Below are 20,689 nucleotides of genomic sequence, written 5' to 3' on the forward strand. Positions count from 1 at the left end.
GCAAAAACTGTCCGTATTTGGCTTCAAAACCAAAAGTTTCATACCGAAAACTAAGACTATAGCTATTTTCATAGCCCACAAAACAAATATGCAACGCAATATTTTATAAAAGTGGGAAAGTGTGGCGGATGGTTGTAATGCTTTCTATCTATCACGGGTATCTGTCACGCTTTAATCGGCTTATGGTCAAAAGGATACCCCCCTTTGTGTGACAGCATGACAGATGTTTGCAGAAATAAACTTTATAGAAGAGAGCGCAACCGAAACACGACAACCTCGGATGGGTTATACTAAACCACATAAAAAGAGGAAATGCGGCAAGCATAAGTTACCAAAAAGTCTGCCGAAGAACTTTAGCTCTCCGGCAGACTTAAAATGTTTACAGATATCAGGCTCTGACTCCTTTGTATAGAGTTTAATCTGTCTTAATCTGAATCTTGGTAATTGTTATGTCACCGCCAATGATGAGAGCGGTTTCGGATTCGCCATTCATCGTTGCCGCCATACCTTCCGAGATTTCAAATTCCAGAAAGTCCTCACCAGCGGCAAGAACAATGTTGTTACCGCTTTCGCCGCCATCGCGGATGAAAGGAGCACCCCACCAACCATCACACAGACAGAAAGTCTGAGGAGCATCATGGTGAGTGAACGTGAACTTAATAGTTTGGCCGGCTTCTGGCGTTATTGCCGAGAGGTCAAGCTCAGATGCCGGGAGATACCACCACCAGCCAGTAGTGTATTCGCCCTCCCAAAGTGTAGGATACTCGCGGAACAACTCAATCTTCTTCAGTGTGTAGTTACCACCACCGACAATGATGCCACCACCAGCTTTCAGAGTTTCTGCCATACCCTGCGATATGGGAAATTCGAGTTCGGTAGTACCTGCAGCAACCCACACGGTGTTATTGCCTTCGCCGTCAACATCGGGTGCCCCCCAATTGCCATCACATACGCATACGCTGGCACCATCGGGATTATCAAAGGTAAGACGAATCATAAGACCTTCCTGAATCTGAAAACCTTCAAGACTCAGCTGGTCTGATGTCAGATACTGCCAGTTGGCCCAATCGTAGATATAGACATCGCCTTTCCAGATTGGAGTGTATCCTTCACCTCCGGTTTCTTCGCTGCCACCTACAATCTCGTCAGACAACGTAACCTCTGGCAAAGTATATTTTTTGCCGCTGCAGTCTTCGAGGACAACTTGGGCAAGTCCGGCTTTTATACCCATTGGCGAATAGATGTAGAGAGAACCGGTAGCTTTACGCTTAAAGTTGCTTGCATCTACAACAATGTCCTTGCCTTCTTCACCGGGGAAGTAAGCCTTGGTGATAAATTCGAGGTCGTTGCCGTACACCTCCACACATTCGTTGATTTTTATTTCCTTGTCAAGAGGAGCCACACGCAAAGGCTCGGGCTTGCCAATAGTCAGCGTCATGACCGACTCTGCCGATTCACCGTCGGCTTCTATTGTTACTGTTCCCCCCTCTGCAGAAACGCCGGCAGGAGTTATTACAGAGATATAGCCGTTGCCTACTTTGGTAATGTTGTTCACAGAGACATTGCCAGGGAACACAACGGAAGTGGCCTTCTCAAGACCCGTACCAGTGATGGTGACAACCTGTCCTTCCATAACTTTTGTAGGCAGGACGGACTTCACCACAAGCACATCGTTGGCATCCTCCACATCATCATCACTGCACGAGGTCAGTGCCATGTTCGACAGCAATGCGAATCCTGAGACCAGAAGATATATAATATGTTTTTTCATAAATCTTATTCGTTTGAAATTTCGTTGAATCTGTTTTACCAATTGGGGTTCTGCTTCAGATTGCCATTCTTCTGAATTTCAGACTGCGGAATCGGATAGAGGTTGTACTTCTCGTCCCACTGGCGAGTCTTAGTCACCCGATTGAGAATCAAGTTGCCGTTTCCATCCAGTTTGAAGTCTGCCACATCCACATTCTTGAAGAACTCGGCACCCTTCTTCCAGCGACGTACATCCCAGAAGCGCTGCCCTTCGAAAGCAAGCTCTACCATACGCTCACGCATGTAGCGCTCTTCAAAGCCATTGTTTCCTTGGAATTCAGGCATCATGATGTCCGGACGGTTACGAAGCACATTGACAGCCTCGTTGGCCGACATGCCAAAATCGCCCGGTTCGTCAGCATTGCCGTAGTAGTTGTACATGGCCTCCGCATAGTTGAGGTAAACCTCGGCCAGACGCATCACAATCCAGTTGTGGCGTGTTGTAGTCTGGTTGTTGGCTGTGGTGATACAATTGCCGTCCACAAACTTCTTCAAATAGTAGCCCGTGGGAGTTGCGCCGTACTTAGGAGCACCGTTGAAGCCGTTCTGATACGTCTCGATGGCAATCTGCTGAGCGGTGTTGGACGGCCAGAGGTCACCGTTCTTCACTACAGTGAGTGCGAAACGCGGGTCGAGGCCATCGTATGGATTCTCGGCGGTCACATCGACATCTCCAGGATGTTTCTCCTTGAATGTCTTGCCATCGAACTGATATTCGTATGCGTCCACCAGTGCTTGTGTAGGGCAGTTACCGGAGTTACCGTTCTCCACACCCACAGGATAATTGTACTGTTCGAAGGTGTTGCTTGCCTGAGTGCCAAGAACAAAGATAAATTCAGGATTGGTGAATGTATCGTGCCCCCACAGGTTGGCATACTCGCTGAGCTTGTAGCCCCAGCGCTGTGCATTATCGATGATTACCTTGCTGGCAGCAGCGGCCTCTTTCCAAAGCTCCTTGCTATTGTCTGTATTGAACAAAGGTGAAGCCTGATAAAGTAGCACGCGTGCCTTCAGCGCAAGGGCAGCACCACGGGTGGCACGACCGATTTCCTGACCGGGAATGTCATTATACGACACGGGCAGGTATTCAGCCACGGCATCCAATTCATTGATGATGAACCTGAACACATCCTTGGCCGGAGTGCGTTCCACGCTGTTGGCCTGCTCATTGGTGAGGGTTGTGGTCACCAAAGGCACATCACCGTAGGCACGTACCAACTCGAAGTAAAAATAGGCACGAAGGAAACGCAACTCGTAAGGAAATATCTCAAACTGTTGTACCATGGTCTGATAGTCGGGATCATATTCATAATCCGACAGGTCTATCTTGTGGATGCGCTCAAGGTACATGTGTACCTGAGTGATGGCACGGTATGACCTATCCCATGTAATTGAAAAAGGGTTCGAAGGAGTCCAACCACCGTTGAAATACTTGTGAATGGGCGAGAAGGAAAGTGCAAACTCAGACTCGTCTGTGGCACTGGCTATCATGGCGCCATTACCGTAGGAATTATCCTTGAATTCGCTCGGCATTTGTGCGTAGACATCGTAGACAAGAGCCTTGACACCATTGAGGGGACTGTTGTAGGTCCAGTCCTCGTCACGATTCGAAGCTTCGTTGTAATCCAGATCGGCGCAGCCTGCAAAGGCTACTGCAACTATACCTAAAAAAGCATATTTTATCTTGTTCATAAATGTATTTTTAATTAGAAAGTTAATGTGACACCGATGTTGACACCCTTGAACATGGGATATGCCGTCGAAAGTACCTCGGCATCCATAGCGTCGACGTTGTCGAAGGAAAGAAGGTTCTCGCCCTGAACAAACACCTTGGCTGCGCTAAGAGAGAGCTTCGAGAGCACCGTTGCAGGAACTTTATAGTAAACCTCGATGTTACGCATCTTCAAGAAGTGGACAGGTTTGTACCATACGTTGCTTGCCTGGCTGTTGTTGCTGTTGTTCTGAGTTGTCAGACGTGGGTAGAGAGCGTTGTCGCCAGCCACATCCCAGCAGTTGTTGTAGTAGTCCACTGAAAGGTTGCCGTTGTCGGCCATACCACCCCATATGGCTGACGGCAGATACTTCATGTAGTTGCCAGTGCCCTGGAACCATGCGTTCAGACCGAAACCTTTATACTCAACACCGACATTGAAGGCATAGTTGAGTTCAGGGATGCCAGTAGCACCATCGAGACTGGTCACATCGAACTCGTTGATTACCTGGTCACCGTTGAGGTCTTGGTATTTGATGTCACCAGGGCTTACGGTAGAGTATTCCTGACGATAGCTGGCATCGATGTCGGCCTGATTCTTGAAAAAGCCTGCCGACTTGAGTCCCCATGCCTCGTTTACACGGTGGCCTACAGGGTTGCTCAGCGGATAAGTAGGTGTGCCGATATACTTGCTCACCTCATTGCGTGCCCACGACAAGTTGGCGCCCAAGTTGAGATTGAGGTCGGAAGTGATCTTCTTCGCATACTTGGCGCTTAACTCAAGACCGTAACTCTTGACTTCGCCAACATCGTTGTATGACGACTGTATACCCACCACCGATGAATTCTCATAGTTTGCAGAGAGCATGATGTGGCTGCGAAGCTGGTAGAAAGCATCCACAGAGATGTCAAGAGCATTTGCCAGACGAAGGTCGGTGCCCAAGTTGAAGCTCGTAGATGTCTCCTGCGAGAAATCGGTGGTCGGGAAGGAGCCAAGCGATGCGCCCCATGTAGCGCCATAGTTGTTGCCGATAACCACATAACCGTGCGTAACATCCCATGTAGGAAGCCACATGCCATAGGTAGGCATATAATCGGTATGCTGGATGCCGGCCGATGCGCGCAACTTACCGTAGTTGAGCAGACCCTCGTTGTTGTCAGCGTAAATCCAGCCGAGCGACAATGTGGGTGAGAATGCCCACTTGGAGGGATAGGTACGGCTGGAGCCGTTACCCGCAAGCACAAGGTCGGCAACGTAGCGGTTCTGAAAATCGTAGTGGAAGACTCCCATGATGTTCTGACGATAGTAGGTGTTTCCACGTCCGTCAGTGCTCGAACCACTGTTATCATAAAGAACGGCAGCATTGAAGTGGTCGTTGTCGAAGAACGAACGTTTGTAGTTGAAACCCAGGGTAGCTTTTGCTTTCCACCACTGGCCGGCATTCCAGTTACTGAAGGTGAGGTTGGTCTCCTTGTTGCCGAATGTGTTCAGGGCTACGTTGTTCTTGTCACCAATGGCACCGGTGTAACGCTCATAGCCATACTGGTGTGACTTGTGCGAATTCTCCGCGTAAATCGACGAATTGGCATAACCGGCACTGACAAATACGCTCAGGCCATCGAGCAGGAAGTCGAGCTTTTGCGACAGCTTGGCATCCACCCACAGCTGGCGCTGATGGGTCTTGTAGAAGCCGGACTCCTGAATCTTGGCAATGGGGTTGGCATCACCGTACGCCTCGTTACCACCCCAGATACCTGTTGAGGTCTTGTAGGGGAAAGCACTTGCCGGCAGGTCGTAGACAGCAGCTGTAGCATCGTCAGCATTGAGGTCTGAGGGCCGCTTGCTCTCCTGGAACATACCGAAGAGGTTCACCGACATGAGAGTCGTGTTGGTGAGGCTGAAGTCGAGGTTGGTACGGATATTGGCCTTCGACTGGCGCAGCTGCGCATTGTAGTCTGCCTGCTTGGTATCCTTGAGAGCACCGCGCACATCGGTATAATCGATATGGGTGTAGTATTTCACCTTGTTCGTACCTCCGTACACCGAAACGTATGCATGGTCTTCCTCGGCAGTGTTCTTGAAAGTAAGGTCGCGCCAGTTCACGTTAGGATAGAAGTACGGATCGGAACCGTCCTTGAAGAGGTTAAGCTCCTGCTCGGTGTATGCGGCAGAGAGTCCGTCATTGCGACGGGCACGATTGAAAGCGCTGGCATATCCGTAACCGTCCACCATGTCTGCGAATTCAGGGTCGAACTGGAACTTATGGCTGTAGCCCACCTTGACACGTGTCTTGCCTTCAGCGCCACGCTTTGTCTTCACAAGTATAGCGCCATTGATACCCTCATGGCCAAGAAGTGCCGTGGCGGCAGCATCCTTGAGGACGGTAACGCTCTCCACCTCCTCTACACTGAGGCGGTCGATGGGACGCTCATAGCCATCGACGAGGATGAGAATGCCGGTATCGTTAAGCGTGTGAAAGCCACGAATATTAAACGTGGCACCCTTATTTTCATCGCCTGAGAAGCCGCCTTGCGATAGAGCCGTGAGGCCCGGCAGACGTCCATAGAGGGCCTGGGCAAGGTTAGTTGCCGAAGTCTGCTGCAATTCTTCGCCTGTGATTGTGGTAGCGGAAGCGGTGCTGAGGAAATTGCTTATTTCCACACCGTAACCCAAATCATAGGCATTTGCATTCTTGTCGTTGAGTTTTACCTGCGCATTTGCCGTGAGAGAGGCAACGGCAGTCGCAAGCATCAACATTCTATTTATATTCATATTCTATAAGTCTTATTGATGTTTAAAATCTGGATTACCAACCCGGGTTCTGGTTCAGGCCATAGCCCTTGTTGATTTCATCACGTGAAATAGGCGTGAGATACCATTTGTCAGTCCACTTGCTCGTCTGGTCGTCAGTATCCCACCATACGCGGATATTGTTGGTACAAGGTATCTTCTCATAGATACAGTTCGGCCAAGGTTCACCGGGTTCAAGGCTCGTGTTGCCATTGTAGTCGGCAGGATTCATCTTGTTGCCGTTGGCATCCTTGCGCCATACACGTAGCTGGTGTACCTGTTTCTTGAATATGTCAGACCTCTTGTAGCGGATGAGGTCATACCAGCGGGAGTCTTCATAACCGAACTCGCAAGCACGTTCCTTAAGGAGCTGCTCGATGAAGTTGTCCTTATTGGCAGTTAGGTTGAGCTCCGGATTCATGGCCTCTACCTTGCCAAGACCTACGCGTGCGCGCACCTTATTCATTTCGTCGCAGGCTTTCTGCAGATTGCCTGTCTGTGCGAGTGCTTCAGCGTAGCAAAGGTGAATGTCAGCCATACGCAGATAAGCAAAATTGGTCGGATAGTATGCTGCATAGCCGTTGTCGCGGAGATACTTGAACAGTTTCATGCGGGTAGACCATGGATTGTCGGTAACAGCAGGATTGAAGGTCTGGTCGACATTACCGCCTTGCCACATCTCGGTGCTCGAAAGCCCCTGATATTGCTCGACAAGATTGTTGCGATTCACTACCATTGTCTCGTAGAGACGCGGGTCGCGATTGACAAAGATATCTACGTTGTTGGGGTTATCAGTATTGAACACGTCATCGTAAGGGAAGTTACGACCGTCTGCCATACCAAACATTTCCATATATTCGAGGGTGAAGAGAGCCATACCGAACTCATCCATACCTTCTACATTCCAGTCACCATTCCAAGCGTTTGTGCCCAAACCGGCATGCACTTCAATCACCTTCTCGCTGTTACCACGAAACCAATAGGCGGCACGGAAAGCGTTGCAATAGTCTTGTTCACTGTCACCAGTGGGCTGTACAAGGGCGAAATAGTTGCCGTTGGTACTATTGGCCTGGAAGAAATCCTCACAAGCCTTCAGTGCTTTCTGCCAAAGTTCGGACTTGTAACCGCCGGTCCATACCTGGTTGAGGTCCTGATTCTCCTCGTTGCGGGTGAATTCTAGATAAGGTTTGTCACTGTTAAACAGAGGCGAAGCCACGAAGTTCCACAGTCTTACACGCAGACCATAGGCCGAGCCTTTGGTCAGACGTCCGGAATTGGTGGCCTGATCCTGCACAAAGAAAGGAAGACCCGGCTCGTCGATGGCGGCCTGGATAAGCTCATCAATGAACTCTGCTGTCTGGATTACGCTCATGCGCCTACCGTCTACAACATCAGCAGCCAAGTATGAGCGGTCAACTTTCGGAAGGCCTCCGAAGTTGCGGAAAGCATCGAGATAGCGCGATGCCATGATGACATACACCTCGCCACGGAGCTGGCTCTTCTCAGATTCGCTCAGGTCAGGAACACGATCGATGTTCTCGATAAAAATCCAACCCTCACGGATGGTACGCCAGATACCTGCACGGTTATTGCCGTCGCCGTTGGCGATGAAAGGGAACTTGGCGAAACCACCGTTATCCTGGTCGGTCTCGGTGAGGTCACCACCGTAGTACTTTCCGAGATTGTGCCATCCGCAGTACGACTGGCAAATATCGGTCAAAGCATCGGGGTGAGAATACCATACTGCACCTGTATAGGTGAAAGGATTGTGCATGGCACCGTACATGTGCCAGAGGAAACGCTTTGCATTCTCTCCCTTGACAAAGATGGAGTCTACGGTCACGTCGACACCCGGCTGCTTGTCGAGGAAGCCATTTCCGATGTTGATATCATCGACACAGGAGCCCAGCGACCCCATCCCCATCATGATACTTGCTACATATATAATAATAGTAGCAGTTCTTATTTTGAGTTTCTCTATAAGATTCATTGTCTTGAATGTTAGAAGTTTAAGTTGATACCGAAGTTATAAACACGGGTCATAGGATAACGTGTGCTACCATAGCCGGCTTGTGCCTCCGGGTCATTGGCCTTGAAGCTTGTGAAAGTAAGGAGGTTATAGCCATTGGCATAAACACGGATGTTGTTGATGGGCACACCGGGTATGCGGAACGAATAACCAATCTCAAGGTTCTTCAGACGGATATACGATGCATCGACCATCCATGGGTCTGAAAGTGAGCCGTTATGCTCGCGTGCCGATTTCTCAAGAGAGATACGTGGCAGGCTGGCACCGGGGTTATCCTCAGTCCAGGAGTTGTCATAGACCCATTTATTGAGCATGGACTGGTTACCCGTACCGAAGGCCGGAGTATAGAAAGAACTGAGCTGACGGTTGACGTGGGTGGCACCTACCCAAGTCATGGAGAAGTCGAGACCTTTCCAGTTGAGCGTTGCGTTTATGCTACCGGTATACTCAGGAATATCGCTGTAGCCGATAGCATGTACATCGTTGGCATCCACCTTACCATCACCTGTGAGGTCAACGAATACGCTGTCACCAGGACGCAATGTAATCTGCTGGTCCGGCATGTCCACACCGTAAACTTCCTTGTAGCGCTGTTCGGTTTCACCGGGAACATAGAACTCAAAGAAGTCGTAGCCGAAAGGCTGACCTACAGGATGACCGGTACGGTACATGTGCGGGAATTCCTTCTTCACTTCTGCCATTTCCACCACCTTGTTGCGTGCGAAAGCGAATGTAGGAGCTATCGAGTAGTCCACTTTACCTATCTTGTCGGCCCAGCGCAGGGTCATTTCATAGCCATGGTTCTTGACACGGCCAAAGTTGATGGAATTGGGCTTGAGAGCGGAAATACCCGCGATGGTTGTTTCGTTGGAAACGAGGATGTTCTTGCGGTCTTCCCAGAAGAGGTCGACACCGAGACTCAAGCGATCTCCAAAGAAGTGTACATCGGCACCATAGTTCTGCTTGGTGGCTGTTTCCCAAGTAACATCGGGGTTACCGTTGCTGGATTCGCGTGCACCGGGCATGAACACACCGTTGTTGGTACCGAAGTTACCTGTACGGTCGTTGGTCCACCATGCACCACCGTTGTTGGTGTAGAACTGCCATGTACCGGGCAGATAGAGGAAGCGGCCGACACCTTGGTCATTACCTACTTTACCGATAGAACCGCGAAGTTTAAGATAAGAAACCACCTTGCGGATAGGCTCCCAGAATTTTTCAGAGGAGATGATCCAGCCGAGAGAAGCAGAAGGGAAAAAACCAAAGCGTTTACCTTTGGCGAAGTTCTCTGAGCCGTTATAGCCCATATTGAGGTCTATCATATACTTAGTCTGGTAGTCGTAAGTGACACGGCCTACCATACCTACATAACCACGGGGGATAGAATTATAGACACCGCCAGGATAGTAGTTTTTAGATTCATTATAAAGAACGAGCGCACCGAAATTGTGGTCACCGAACTTGCGGGTATAGTTGAGACTCGCCTCTGCATACCAGTTCCTGCCCCCCCATTTCTTCTCTTCATAGCCAAGAGGCCATGAGTCACCCTGACGGACATAAACCACCTTTGGAGCACCGTCTTCCTCGTATTCACCCTTAGCGATGGTGGCCTTGTAGCTGATACCACCGGAAGTAGTACGTGCTTTCTGCTGTGTATAGTCAGAGTTGTAGGAACCCTTGATACGGAAATCAAGCCCTTTGGTGATAAAATCGAGCTTGAGCTTGTACTGAAGGTCGAGGTTTACGACATTCTGGCGTTGAACAGTATAACCGTGCTGGTAGATAAGACCGAGACCATCGGAGCCAACCGCGCCAACAAGGTCAGGGTCGGAAACAATGCGATGTCCCTCACTGTCAAGACCGTAGCCTGACATTGGCGTACCATTGTTGAGAAGACCTTCCACGCCAAAGACACCCGACTGACCGTTATACTCACCATTACCGATAGAGTTACGTCTGCCGATGCGGCCACCGATACCGATGGAAAGCGTGCTCAGCTTAGAGAAATCCACATCGAGGTTGGCGCGGAAGTTGTAACGGCGGTATTTGAAGTTTGCGTCATCGCCTTGGTCGAAGGTTTTGAAAAGGCCGTCCTGATTGAGCATGCCGACGGAAACGAAATAGCGGGCACGTTCAGTACCACCCGACACATTAATATTATATTGTTCCTGCCATGCGTGGTCATTCATCAAGTACTTGAACCAGTTGGTGCTTGGATAAACGGTAGGCATATCCATATCCTTCCAGTGCTGTATAGCTTCCTTCGAGAACTTCCATCCGTCCTCGGCTACTCCTTCCACTTCCTGAGCATGATTGTAAGCCGTTGCATACTCGTAGGAGTTTGCCGGCTCAAGGAATTTGGAAATCTGCTGAAGACCTACTGAAGTGGTCAGTGTGATGGCAGGCTTGCCTACCTCGCCGCGACGTGTTGTAACGAGAATAACGCCGTTGGCACCACGCACGCCGAAGACTGCCGTAGCGGAAGCGTCCTTAAGAATAGAAATGTCCTGCACCTCGTTCGGGTCTATCTGGCTGAACTCACGCTCTACACCATCGACAAGCACAAGAGGTTCGGCGCTGTTGAACGAACCGATACCACGGATGCGGATAACAGGGTCGTCGGCACCGGGAACGCCGGTATACTGCACCGACTGGAGTCCCGGAAGCTTACCCGAAAGGGTATTGCCAAGCGATGCGGCCGGCGATTTGAGAAGTTCCTTACCTCCTACGTTGGAGACAGAACCCGTCAGCGTCACTTTACGCTGCTGGCCATAGCCGATGACAACCACTTCATCAAGCAGTTCATCATCCGATTCCATGACAACATTAAGAGAAGCTGATGTCACCTTTACTTCTTTCGACTTGTAGCCGACATACGAAAACACCAAGGTTGAACCCTTGGGAACTCCCGACAAAACATAGTTGCCACCGCTATCCGTTATCGTGCCTTTCGACTTGTCTTTAGTCTGCACGGTAGCCCCGATAAGTGGCTCGTTCTGCTCGTCAGTAACACAACCTTGCACTTTTAAAAGATTTTGTGCGAAGGACACTCCCGGTAGCAACAAAGCCAACAAAAGGAGATGTAATCTGCATAACTTTCCCATTAGCATTAGAATTAGAATTAGAATTAAATAAAATCATTAGTGTTAGAACTTCTGCAAATGTATTAATGAATCTTTCCAATAGCGGGTAAAAAATAACATTTGAGGTTTAAAATACGACATAACATCGCATAAGTTTAAAAACTATCAAGAAGGTTTAAAATACATCATACCCCCCAGAAAGCATACTGCCTAAAAAAAGAGAGTCCATCTAACTTCTTAGTTGTTAGACAGTCCCGTTTTTCTACCAGAAAGCACCATTCCTATATTAAAGCAATCTACTGATATATATAGCTTATATAGTTGTCAGTTAGATTTAACAAAAAGTTTATTAGCTATAGTCTTATGAAGCGTGTCGTTACTGTCATCGCCGGCATCGTCCCAGAACATGGCTCCAAGAAGTTCGTTTTCGAGAATATAATCACATTTCAAACCTATTGAGCGAGCGTTGTCGTAGCTGAGGACAAAACGTCCATTCTTGTCGGTCACATAAGGGACCTTTGCCTCGTCGTCCCAACAGTTGGTGTACCCCGAGGGCACCTTTACATTCTTAAAATCTGTGGAGTGGTCGTAAATATCGGTTCCATGACCATAAAAAGGCATACCGAGCACAAGCATCGATGCGGGCACTCCCTTGGCACAGTGCGCCTTGACCGCCATGTCACAGTTAAACCATCCGGGGAATTTTGAAGACTGATATAGGGGAGCATTGTGCTTAGGAGGATTCTCCATGTCGTACGCCATGATGTTGACAAAGTCAATATAGGGCATAACGCCTTCAAAATCGATGTAATCGGCAGAGCATACTGTTGCGAGCGTCAGAAGCTTGTTGCTTCCTATAGCCTGACGAATGTCGCGCATCATCAGGTTGTAGTTGCGAGTGTCGTCGGGTGACGAAGAGATACCTGCCATGTTACTCGTAGGAAATTCCCAGTCTATATCAATGCCGTCGAGACCAAACTCATCAATCACGCGCTTACAGTCGGCAGCAAAAGCGAGGCGATTGTCGGCATCTGCTGCCATCTCACTGAAGTTGCCACTGCCCCAACCTCCTATCGACAAGAGCACCTTCAAGTGGGAGGCTTGCTTCTTCAAGGCAACAACCGACCTCAGACGTTCCTCGTTGGAGATTCCGATACCACGGAATGTTCCCTGCACATACCCGAAGGCATAATTGATATGGGTAACATATTCCGGCTTCACCTCGTGATTTGACCATGATGTAACATAACCGACAACTATTTTGTCGGTAGAACCAGGAATGGGATTTGGCTCCTCTATCACTGGCTCGTCCGGAAGAGATGGAAGTTCTTTCAGCTCATCGCCCTTTGAAGAGCATGATATCATCGAAACAATCATGAGCAGTATCATTGAAAAGTTTTTCATAATAAAATAGTATTAGTTTATATATAAAAGAGTTATTCAATTACTCCGGTTCATTAAGAGACATTGTTGGTTTCAATACGTCATTAACTTTTTTAGTAAATTCTTTAGATAACCAATAAGCTCCTATACCACGGATATCTTCAATGGAAGCACCAAATTTTACAATATATTTTCCTTTGGCACTTACCCAACTTTGTATACTTTCGTCAAAAGAAGCCAAATCGTAGTCGGATACATTGAATATCAGTATTTCACTCTCACCAGGTTGCAATAGTTTAGTTTTAGCAAAAGCTTTCAATTCACAAGCTGGTTTTTCCAGTCCACCGGCAGGAGCGGAGACATAGAGTTGAACGCTTTCACGCCCTGCCACTTTACCAATATTCTTTACGCGGATACTAGCTTTGAAACCTTTACCGGTAGCTTTTACAACAGAATTGTCATAAGAAAATTCCGTGTAGCTCAATCCGTAACCAAAAGGATAAGAAACCGGTCTGTTTACAGTATTAAAATAACGGTAACCGATATTGATACCTTCTTTGTGCAGAGTATAGTCTATATTTTCACGTCCGGCACTACCTCTTTGTCCTTTATATCCATTGAGTGGAAAGTTACGTGAAGAAGGATGATCCATGACAGTGATAGGAAAAGTCATGGCCAGCTTTCCTGATGGATTTTCTTTACCCAGCAATACATCTACTACAGAGTTTCCTCCTTCCTGACCAGGCTGCCATGCCAACAGAATAGCATCGGGAAGACTTTTCCATGAAGCAGTTTCAACAACACCACCCACATTGAGCACTACAATCACCTTCTTGTCAAGGGCATGAAAAGCGTTGCAGAGGTCACTTAGCAGATTCTGTTCAACTTCACTCAGATTAAAATCTTTTTCAATCGTGCGGTCATTACCTTCTCCAGCCTGACGACCGATGGTAAGGATAGCCACATCAGCTTCCTTGGCTTGATAAACGATACAATCTTTGCTGACAGGCATTTCCAGTATATCCTTTTCTTCACCATAATAACCTTGAGATTTGCCACGGTCGCAACGGTTCTTGGCACGTTGGTAGTCGAGGTATTTATTATATAGCTCTTCCAGATTTCCTGTGGTTTCAAATTCGGCATTATTAAGGCCTTGTTGCATATTCACAACATAAGGCTTAACGACATTACCCGAACCAGTGCCACCTGCCCAGAAGTTGTAAGAGGTACAACCGAAGAGTGCGACTTTTTTCACGTTTCTCAATGGCAATGCGCCATTATCGTTTTTGAGCAACACCATACCTTCGGCGGCCGATTGGCGAGCAAGGAGAGCGTGAGCTTTCAGATCTGGGTTATCGCTATATTTATATCCTCTGAAATGAGGGGTTTTAACAATGTAGTTCAGCATTCGTTTTACACAAATATCAATGTCTGCCACAGAAAGTTGGTTGGTCTTCACTTTGTCGAGAAGGTCATCCACTTGCTTTTGCTCGCCCGGCTGCAGGTGGTCATTGCCGGCATGTATCTGGGCAGCAGTGTTGCGAAGCCGAATCCAGTCGCTCATTACGATACCGTCGAACCCCCATTCGTCACGTAAAACGGTGGTCAGCAGTTCGTAATTTTCCTGGATATAAGGACCGTTCAGACGATTGTAGGAGGACATGATGGTCCATGGGTGGCTTTCTTTCACAGCTATTTCAAAACCTTTCAGGTAGATCTCGCGCAGCGCGCGTTGGGAAACAATCTCGTTTACTTCCGTACGATTCGTTTCCTGGCTGTTGACGGCAAAATGCTTCGGACAAGCTCCTACACCATTACTTTGGACACCGCGAATATAGGCAGCGGCAATTTTGCCAGTCAATACAGGATCTTCAGAGAAATATTCATAGTTACGACCACAAAGCGGTGAACGGTGTATGTTCATCCCCGGTGCCAACACAACATCTACGCCATATTCCAAAATCTCATTACCTATTGCCTGGCCGATGGTTTCTACCAGCCCTGTGTTCCACGAGCAGGCGAGCAGAGAACCTATGGGAAATCCTGTGGCATAATAATTCTTCTTGCTATCTGGACGCGTCACAACAACAGCACCGGCAGGACCATCGGCAAGTCCGGTGGCAGGAATACCCAACCGGGGAATTACCTGAGTAAATCCGGAAATACTGGAATCCATCACACGAGGAGCCTTATCCAGCTTCTCATATCCTCCAAAAAGATAATCGTTACGCCCCACCAGAAGATTTACTTTTTCTTCCAAAGTCATGGAATCTACAATCTGATCAATATTATCGACTCGCAAAGTCAATGATTGGGCATTTACATGCCCGGTGCAGGAAAACAATAGCGCACCCACAATTAAATTTCTCACTTGCATAGCTTTTATATTAAAGTTTTTTTTGCGCTATAAAAGTAAAGTACAACATGTGGAGCGAGGTTGACAATTAGTCATATAAGGTATATTATTTATCAAAAAAGTCTCTTACCAGCATCATCATACTAATAAATAGCCATTCCCCTATTCCAAATGCCTTTTGAACGGGGCATTCCTCCGACATCGAGGAGCAAGGGGCTCGGCACCGGGGAACACCCCCTTTGGCACCGAGGAGCGGCATGGAGTATCTCTCTAACAAGGAATCAAAGATACCGTACAATGACTGCAAATGGTATTTGAAACGTAAATCGAAGATGAAGAAATAAAACAAAGCTCCCGTATCGTGGCCTGACAACAAGCACGATACGGGAGATACTAAATACCTATTACAAACAATTACCTTAACGATAATCCGTTACCTGAAAAACTATTCTATAAAAAACAACCTGTCCATACTTTGTAAGCCTCTGTCATTTGGAAGCTCGGGCACACGTCATTTACCCAATGTCCACGAAATGGCATTGTGCAACATTGCGGTGAAATCATCCGACTTGAACAGCTTCGGGCTGTGCCCCATCTGGAAATAGACATTACGGGCCTTCACTTTTTCATTGACCCATACCACCGGATGGTCACCCATCTTCACATCCGAAGCAGGGGTATAGGTGAATTCGTCCACATTCGCCAATACACGTACATTGGGGCGCGGACTCTTGTCGTATGTGTACCACTCGTCATCGGGGAGGACGAACGAGGCATCCACATTCTTCATCACAGGGTGCTCCTTGTCTTCCACCACTACCGTGCCGTCGGCAAGCGGAGCAATGTAGTTACGGAAACGGATGCCCCCCATAAAATCGCTGAACCACTGCCACAAAGGATACCCGTCAAACTCTCCAAGCAACGTGGCATGATGGAAGCCTATCCAGCCGCCACGACCTTCATTGATGTAATCCACAAAATTCTGCTCCGCCTCCTTGGGCCATGTATAAGGCGGAAAGTCCAGCTGGATGACAAGATCCGTACCGTCCAGCACACTCTTTTGTGCCAAAAGGCCGGCATTGTTCAGCACTTGAATCTGCAGGTTCTGAACCTTACTTTCATCTACCAGCCATTTCAATGCTGCATCCGAGAAAGGCTTGTGTTGTCCGGCACTCTCAGTGAGTACCAATACCCGGTAGGTCTTATCATAAAAAGGCTTGCGTTCTATCAGGTTCTCATAGACGGTACGGCGCAAGTCACCCTGCTCGTTGTCTCCGTCATAATCCCAATACATACCTCCCAACAGGTTTTGCTTCAGAATATACTGGCACTTGATGGCCAATGAACGCGGATTCTCATAACCGAAAACGAGTGTATCGTTCTTATTCACCAGGTAAGGTACCCGGGCCGTCTCGTCCCAACATTCACGGAATCCTTTGGCATATCCCACCTTGTTGAAGTCTTGAAAATTGGGATATTCCTTTCCACCGCGGCCATAGAAAGGCATCCCCATCACCAGCTTGTCGGCAGGCACACCGGCAGCCAAATGAGCCTTCACAGCCTTGTCACCCGTCATCCGGCCACTGTTGTCCGAAGAGTAGAGAGCAGAATGGTGCTTAGGGGCATTTCCCATATCGTATGACATGATATTCACGAAATCAATATAAGGAAGAATAGCCTGGAAATCAATATATTCACCGGAAGCCACCGTAGCAAGGGTCAACAACTTCTTCGGGCCGATGGCCTTACGGATGTCCCGCATCAGTAATGTAAAGTTCTTCGTGTCGTCAGGAGAAGAAGAAATGCCGGCGGCATTACTCGTAGGATACTCCCAATCGATGTCAATACCATCCAGCCCATACTCTTTCACCACCCGTCGGCAATCTTTGGCAAATGCCTTGCGGTATTTCTCATTCGCGGCCATCTCACTGAAACGTCCGCTGCCCCATCCACCGATGGATAACAGTACATTCAAATCCGGCTTCTGCTTTTTCAATTCCACCATCTGTCTCAAGCGCCCTTCATTGGCAATACCTACACCATCAAAGGTCTCATCGACATGCCCAAAGGCATAATTAATGTGAGTCATGTACTTAGGGTCAGGAATAACGTGACTCCAGGAAGTAACATAAGCCACGACCACTTTACCGTCAAGCGCAGTTTTCAATTCATCTGCAGCCCTCAGATTGCCGCACGACACTAAAACTGCCAATACGGACCAAACAATCAATCTAAAATTTTTCATACTACTATTTATCAATATATTTTCTATATTCGTTGGCGGAATCAATCTCTTTTTCTCTTGTACCGGAAAGGGTCTGAACCGTACCCGGGCCGTGTCTCCTCCGTGTCTCCTCCGTACCTGCTCCACATAAAGGTACCTTTATACGGAGAAAGTACGGAGCAGGTACGGAGCAGATACGGAGCGGACCCTTTTCAGGACTTCCCTCAAACGAAGTCTGAGCAGTGATTCATTCCACCAACAGGTTTTCCATGGTAATTACCGGCAAACAAAAATCAATCAGCTATCTGACGGACCCGTGAACCCATCAATGCATAATACAGCATAAACGCTTCTCCAAAGAGGACAATGAACCATGACCATCTCCAGCCTCCAAGAACATCGGCAAGCACTCCTTGCACCAAGGGCAATATGGCACCGCCCACCACTCCGATCATGAACACACCCGAAGCCACCGAAGTGTATTTTCCCAAATGGGCAACGGACAAGGTAAAGATAGCTCCCCACATGATGGAATGGAACAGACCTACTGCCGTGAGCAGCCACGGATTATTCAGAAGAATGGCCAGTAGGGCGAGTAGTCCTGCCGATACCGTAGTAACCGTCAGCTGCACGCGGGGAGAAATTCTGCTCAGGCTGCTCCCCACCAGGCGGCCCACAAGCATACCACCCCAATAGAGCGTAGCCATCAGTGCCGGAGAAGCATAATCCATCTCGATGGCGTACAGATTGATATTGGCCCCGATACAGACTTCCACTCCTACATAAAAGAAGATAGCCACCACGCCCAATGTCAGATGACGGAAGGACCATACACTTTTTTCCAGCTTTTCTCCCTTCTCTACCCTGGTTCCTTGGATATCGGGCAAAGACAATTTCATCAACAACAATACAATCAAAGAAATAACAGCCATCAATGCCAGGAACGGAACCATCAGCTGGTCAATCTGAATGTCCTCCATAGACAGACCGCCGAACACGACACCGGTCACGAAATAAGGAGCAAGCGTAGTTCCCACAGAATTGGCGGAACCGCCTATAGCCAAACGCTGAATGGACTGGGTACCCTTGACATGGCAAGCCGTCAGATAAGGATTTATAACCACTTGCAGAATGGTGGCCGAAGCCCCTACCACGAAAGAACCCAGTAAGAAAATCAAGAACCCTCCAGGGATAACATTATTTCCTGCATGCCAATTCGCTTCAGGAAAGTGTACTGTGAAATAGGAAGAGGCAAAGAACAAACCAAGTCCCACAATCATCACCAGCAATCCACGCATCAATGTTCCTTTATATCCGTATTTGCTAATCCACGACGAGCCTACCCCTCCACAAACCGGATAAGCAAGGAACCAGGAGAAAGTAATCAAAGTAGCAAAAGTATTTTTCAACCCACCCACTTCCGAAAGAAAAGTTTCTTTCAGAGGACCCTGAAACTGAGTATTGGCAGTCGTAAGGAAACCTACAATAAAGAACAAGAACACCATCGTGATGAAGGGCCCCATATAGTTTATTTGTTTTTCTTGTTGTGTCATAGTATTTTGATTATTAATTCAAATAATTAGTTATCAGCCGCCTGCAAGGCGACTTAGCAGTTAAGCATGCTTGCCGCCGCCTCATCCAGCAGAAATTCACAGTTGGGATGAAGCTGAAGGATGGAAGCAGGAACATCTGTTGTCACAGGCCCTTCAAGCATCCGCTTGACAATATTCGCTTTATTAGTCCCTTTGGCAACCAGTACAATCCGGCGTGCCTGCATAATGTTCTTTATTCCCAAAGTAGCCCCTCCCAACTCTTTATCGGGAGGAGTACCCGTTTCTCTACGGATGCGTTCTTCCAGTTCCACATTCATCCGGGTCACCCATGCTTCACCGCCAAAGGGAGATTCCGGCTGGTTGAATCCCAGGTGTCCGTTCTCACCCAACCCTAAAATCAGCAAATCAATACCGCCACGGTTCGCAATTTCCTGCTGGAAATCCCTGCATGACTGTTCAAAATCACCAGAAATGGTAGGCAGCATCAAAAAATTCTCTTCCTTGATGCCCAATGTATCCATCAACTCCGTTTTCAGCATCGTGTAGCATGCTCCGGCATATTCGCGCGGCACATTCGTTACCTCATCCAATCCGAAGAAAGTAACGGTATCCACCTTAAACGGATATTTAGTATAGATTTCTCCCACCAACCGATGAAGATTGCCGGTAGTACGTCCCGTCGAAAGTCCTATCACACTCTCCGGTTCATTCAACATCTGCCCGATGATGCGCCATGCAGCCGTGCAGTCAAACTCCTTTTCATTCTTTGTTATTGTTATTTTCATATTCTTAATCATTAATTCCTAATCACATATTCATCGCCACCGCGCCGGCCCCCAGAAGCCCGATAAATCCGGGATTCAGTTTCGTAATGACAACCCCGTTGCTGACAAAACGCATGGTCGTAGGATGAAGTTTCTCCAGAATCTTCTCGTGCATATACCCGTCAGCCACAATGCCTCCACCCAACACCACCGTGTCCGGGTCAATCACACGTACCAGATTCATGATAAGATTGGCAAGCGCCTCAGCTGCATTCTCCACCAGCACCGTACAGAGAGGGTCACCTTTCTGACTAAGTGCAAACACCTCACTCACAATCACCCGTTCCCCTTTTTCAGCCGGAATATGCAGGCCGGTCTCATACTGGTTGCGGAGCAGACGGGCACAATTGTCAAAACCTATGCCGGCAGCAATCGCCTCCACACAGTCCATCCGTCCACAACCGCATTTAATGCCTATGTTCACACCTACACGCACGTGTCCCACTTCGCCGGCATTGAAATGGCTGCCACGGATTTGTCTCCCATTTATCACCGTACCCACGGCAATGCCTGTACCTACATTTACGTATATGAAGTTTTTGGAAATTTGTCCGAATCCCCAGACGCGCTCGGCTCTTGTAGCGCTCTTCACATCATTGTCTATATGGCAAGGCATGCCATATATATCCGACAGTTCCTTTGCCAACTCAATCCGCTGTGTCCTGCTCGGGTCAATCTGCAGCCAGACACCTTCGTTGGGATCTACACGCCCTATCAGCCCAACACCCATCGCTACCGGTTTCTGGTCATACCAGCCCACGGTACGGATATAATCATCGAGCGACGACTTGATGATTTCCAGCGCAGCCTGCTGATTAAAGTAACCGGAGTCATATTTCTTATACCTCAAAATGTTGCCACGGCTATCCATTTCGCCAATCAGCAACTTCGTGCCTCCTAAATCAAGACCTAAATACGTTTCCATT

11 protein-coding genes are annotated in these 20,689 nt (G+C 48.2%); all 11 read right to left on the minus strand.

Annotation, left to right across the window (positions count from 1 at the left end; all coding sequences use genetic code 11):
- Positions 1-415 precede the first annotated feature (415 nt).
- Positions 416-1,771 (minus strand): IPT/TIG domain-containing protein, encoded by a 1,356-nt coding sequence (locus tag DWY57_RS03835; protein ID WP_229077978.1) that lies wholly within the window; start codon positions 1,769-1,771, stop codon positions 416-418.
- Positions 1,772-1,806: 35 nt separating this feature from the next.
- Complete coding sequence (locus DWY57_RS03840) at positions 1,807-3,501, minus strand: RagB/SusD family nutrient uptake outer membrane protein (protein ID WP_117588436.1); 1,695 nt, start codon at positions 3,499-3,501, stop codon at positions 1,807-1,809.
- Positions 3,502-3,515: 14 nt separating this feature from the next.
- On the minus strand, positions 3,516-6,293 hold the full coding sequence (locus DWY57_RS03845; protein WP_117588435.1) for a SusC/RagA family TonB-linked outer membrane protein: 2,778 nt from the start codon (positions 6,291-6,293) through the stop codon (positions 3,516-3,518).
- Between the two features lie 34 nt (positions 6,294-6,327).
- Complete coding sequence (locus tag DWY57_RS03850; protein ID WP_117588434.1) at positions 6,328-8,301, minus strand: RagB/SusD family nutrient uptake outer membrane protein; 1,974 nt, start codon at positions 8,299-8,301, stop codon at positions 6,328-6,330.
- A gap of 11 nt (positions 8,302-8,312) precedes the next feature.
- Positions 8,313-11,444: a TonB-dependent receptor gene (locus DWY57_RS03855; RefSeq protein ID WP_178291850.1), complete on the minus strand. Its 3,132-nt coding sequence runs from the start codon at positions 11,442-11,444 to the stop codon at positions 8,313-8,315.
- 303 nt (positions 11,445-11,747) lie between these two features.
- Complete coding sequence (locus DWY57_RS03860) at positions 11,748-12,827, minus strand: glycoside hydrolase family 18 protein (RefSeq protein WP_229077977.1); 1,080 nt, start codon at positions 12,825-12,827, stop codon at positions 11,748-11,750.
- A gap of 40 nt (positions 12,828-12,867) precedes the next feature.
- Positions 12,868-15,183 (minus strand): glycoside hydrolase family 3 C-terminal domain-containing protein, encoded by a 2,316-nt coding sequence (locus DWY57_RS03865; protein ID WP_207805143.1) that lies wholly within the window; start codon positions 15,181-15,183, stop codon positions 12,868-12,870.
- A gap of 490 nt (positions 15,184-15,673) precedes the next feature.
- Complete coding sequence (locus DWY57_RS03870; protein ID WP_117588431.1) at positions 15,674-17,407, minus strand: glycosyl hydrolase family 18 protein; 1,734 nt, start codon at positions 17,405-17,407, stop codon at positions 15,674-15,676.
- A gap of 272 nt (positions 17,408-17,679) precedes the next feature.
- Positions 17,680-18,939 (minus strand): MFS transporter, encoded by a 1,260-nt coding sequence (locus DWY57_RS03875; protein ID WP_117588430.1) that lies wholly within the window; start codon positions 18,937-18,939, stop codon positions 17,680-17,682.
- 53 nt (positions 18,940-18,992) lie between these two features.
- Positions 18,993-19,724: a glucosamine-6-phosphate deaminase gene (locus DWY57_RS03880; RefSeq protein WP_117703667.1), complete on the minus strand. Its 732-nt coding sequence runs from the start codon at positions 19,722-19,724 to the stop codon at positions 18,993-18,995.
- Positions 19,725-19,746: 22 nt separating this feature from the next.
- Complete coding sequence (locus DWY57_RS03885) at positions 19,747-20,688, minus strand: ROK family protein (protein WP_005833057.1); 942 nt, start codon at positions 20,686-20,688, stop codon at positions 19,747-19,749.
- Position 20,689: the final 1 nt, after the last annotated feature.

The organism is Bacteroides sp. AF25-5LB (genome assembly GCF_003602965.1).
Taxonomy (GTDB): domain Bacteria; phylum Bacteroidota; class Bacteroidia; order Bacteroidales; family Bacteroidaceae; genus Bacteroides; species Bacteroides uniformis.

Coding starts and splice junctions, on each gene's coding strand:
- DWY57_RS03835 (WP_229077978.1), bottom strand. CDS start 1,771: ATGAAAAAACATATTATATATCTTCTGGTCTCAGGATTCGCATTGCTG.
- DWY57_RS03840 (WP_117588436.1), bottom strand. CDS start 3,501: ATGAACAAGATAAAATATGCTTTTTTAGGTATAGTTGCAGTAGCCTTT.
- DWY57_RS03845 (WP_117588435.1), bottom strand. CDS start 6,293: ATGAATATAAATAGAATGTTGATGCTTGCGACTGCCGTTGCCTCTCTC.
- DWY57_RS03850 (WP_117588434.1), bottom strand. CDS start 8,301: ATGAATCTTATAGAGAAACTCAAAATAAGAACTGCTACTATTATTATA.
- DWY57_RS03855 (WP_178291850.1), bottom strand. CDS start 11,444: ATGGGAAAGTTATGCAGATTACATCTCCTTTTGTTGGCTTTGTTGCTA.
- DWY57_RS03860 (WP_229077977.1), bottom strand. CDS start 12,827: ATGAAAAACTTTTCAATGATACTGCTCATGATTGTTTCGATGATATCA.
- DWY57_RS03865 (WP_207805143.1), bottom strand. CDS start 15,183: ATGCAAGTGAGAAATTTAATTGTGGGTGCGCTATTGTTTTCCTGCACC.
- DWY57_RS03870 (WP_117588431.1), bottom strand. CDS start 17,407: ATGAAAAATTTTAGATTGATTGTTTGGTCCGTATTGGCAGTTTTAGTG.
- DWY57_RS03875 (WP_117588430.1), bottom strand. CDS start 18,939: ATGACACAACAAGAAAAACAAATAAACTATATGGGGCCCTTCATCACG.
- DWY57_RS03880 (WP_117703667.1), bottom strand. CDS start 19,724: ATGAAAATAACAATAACAAAGAATGAAAAGGAGTTTGACTGCACGGCT.
- DWY57_RS03885 (WP_005833057.1), bottom strand. CDS start 20,688: ATGGAAACGTATTTAGGTCTTGATTTAGGAGGCACGAAGTTGCTGATT.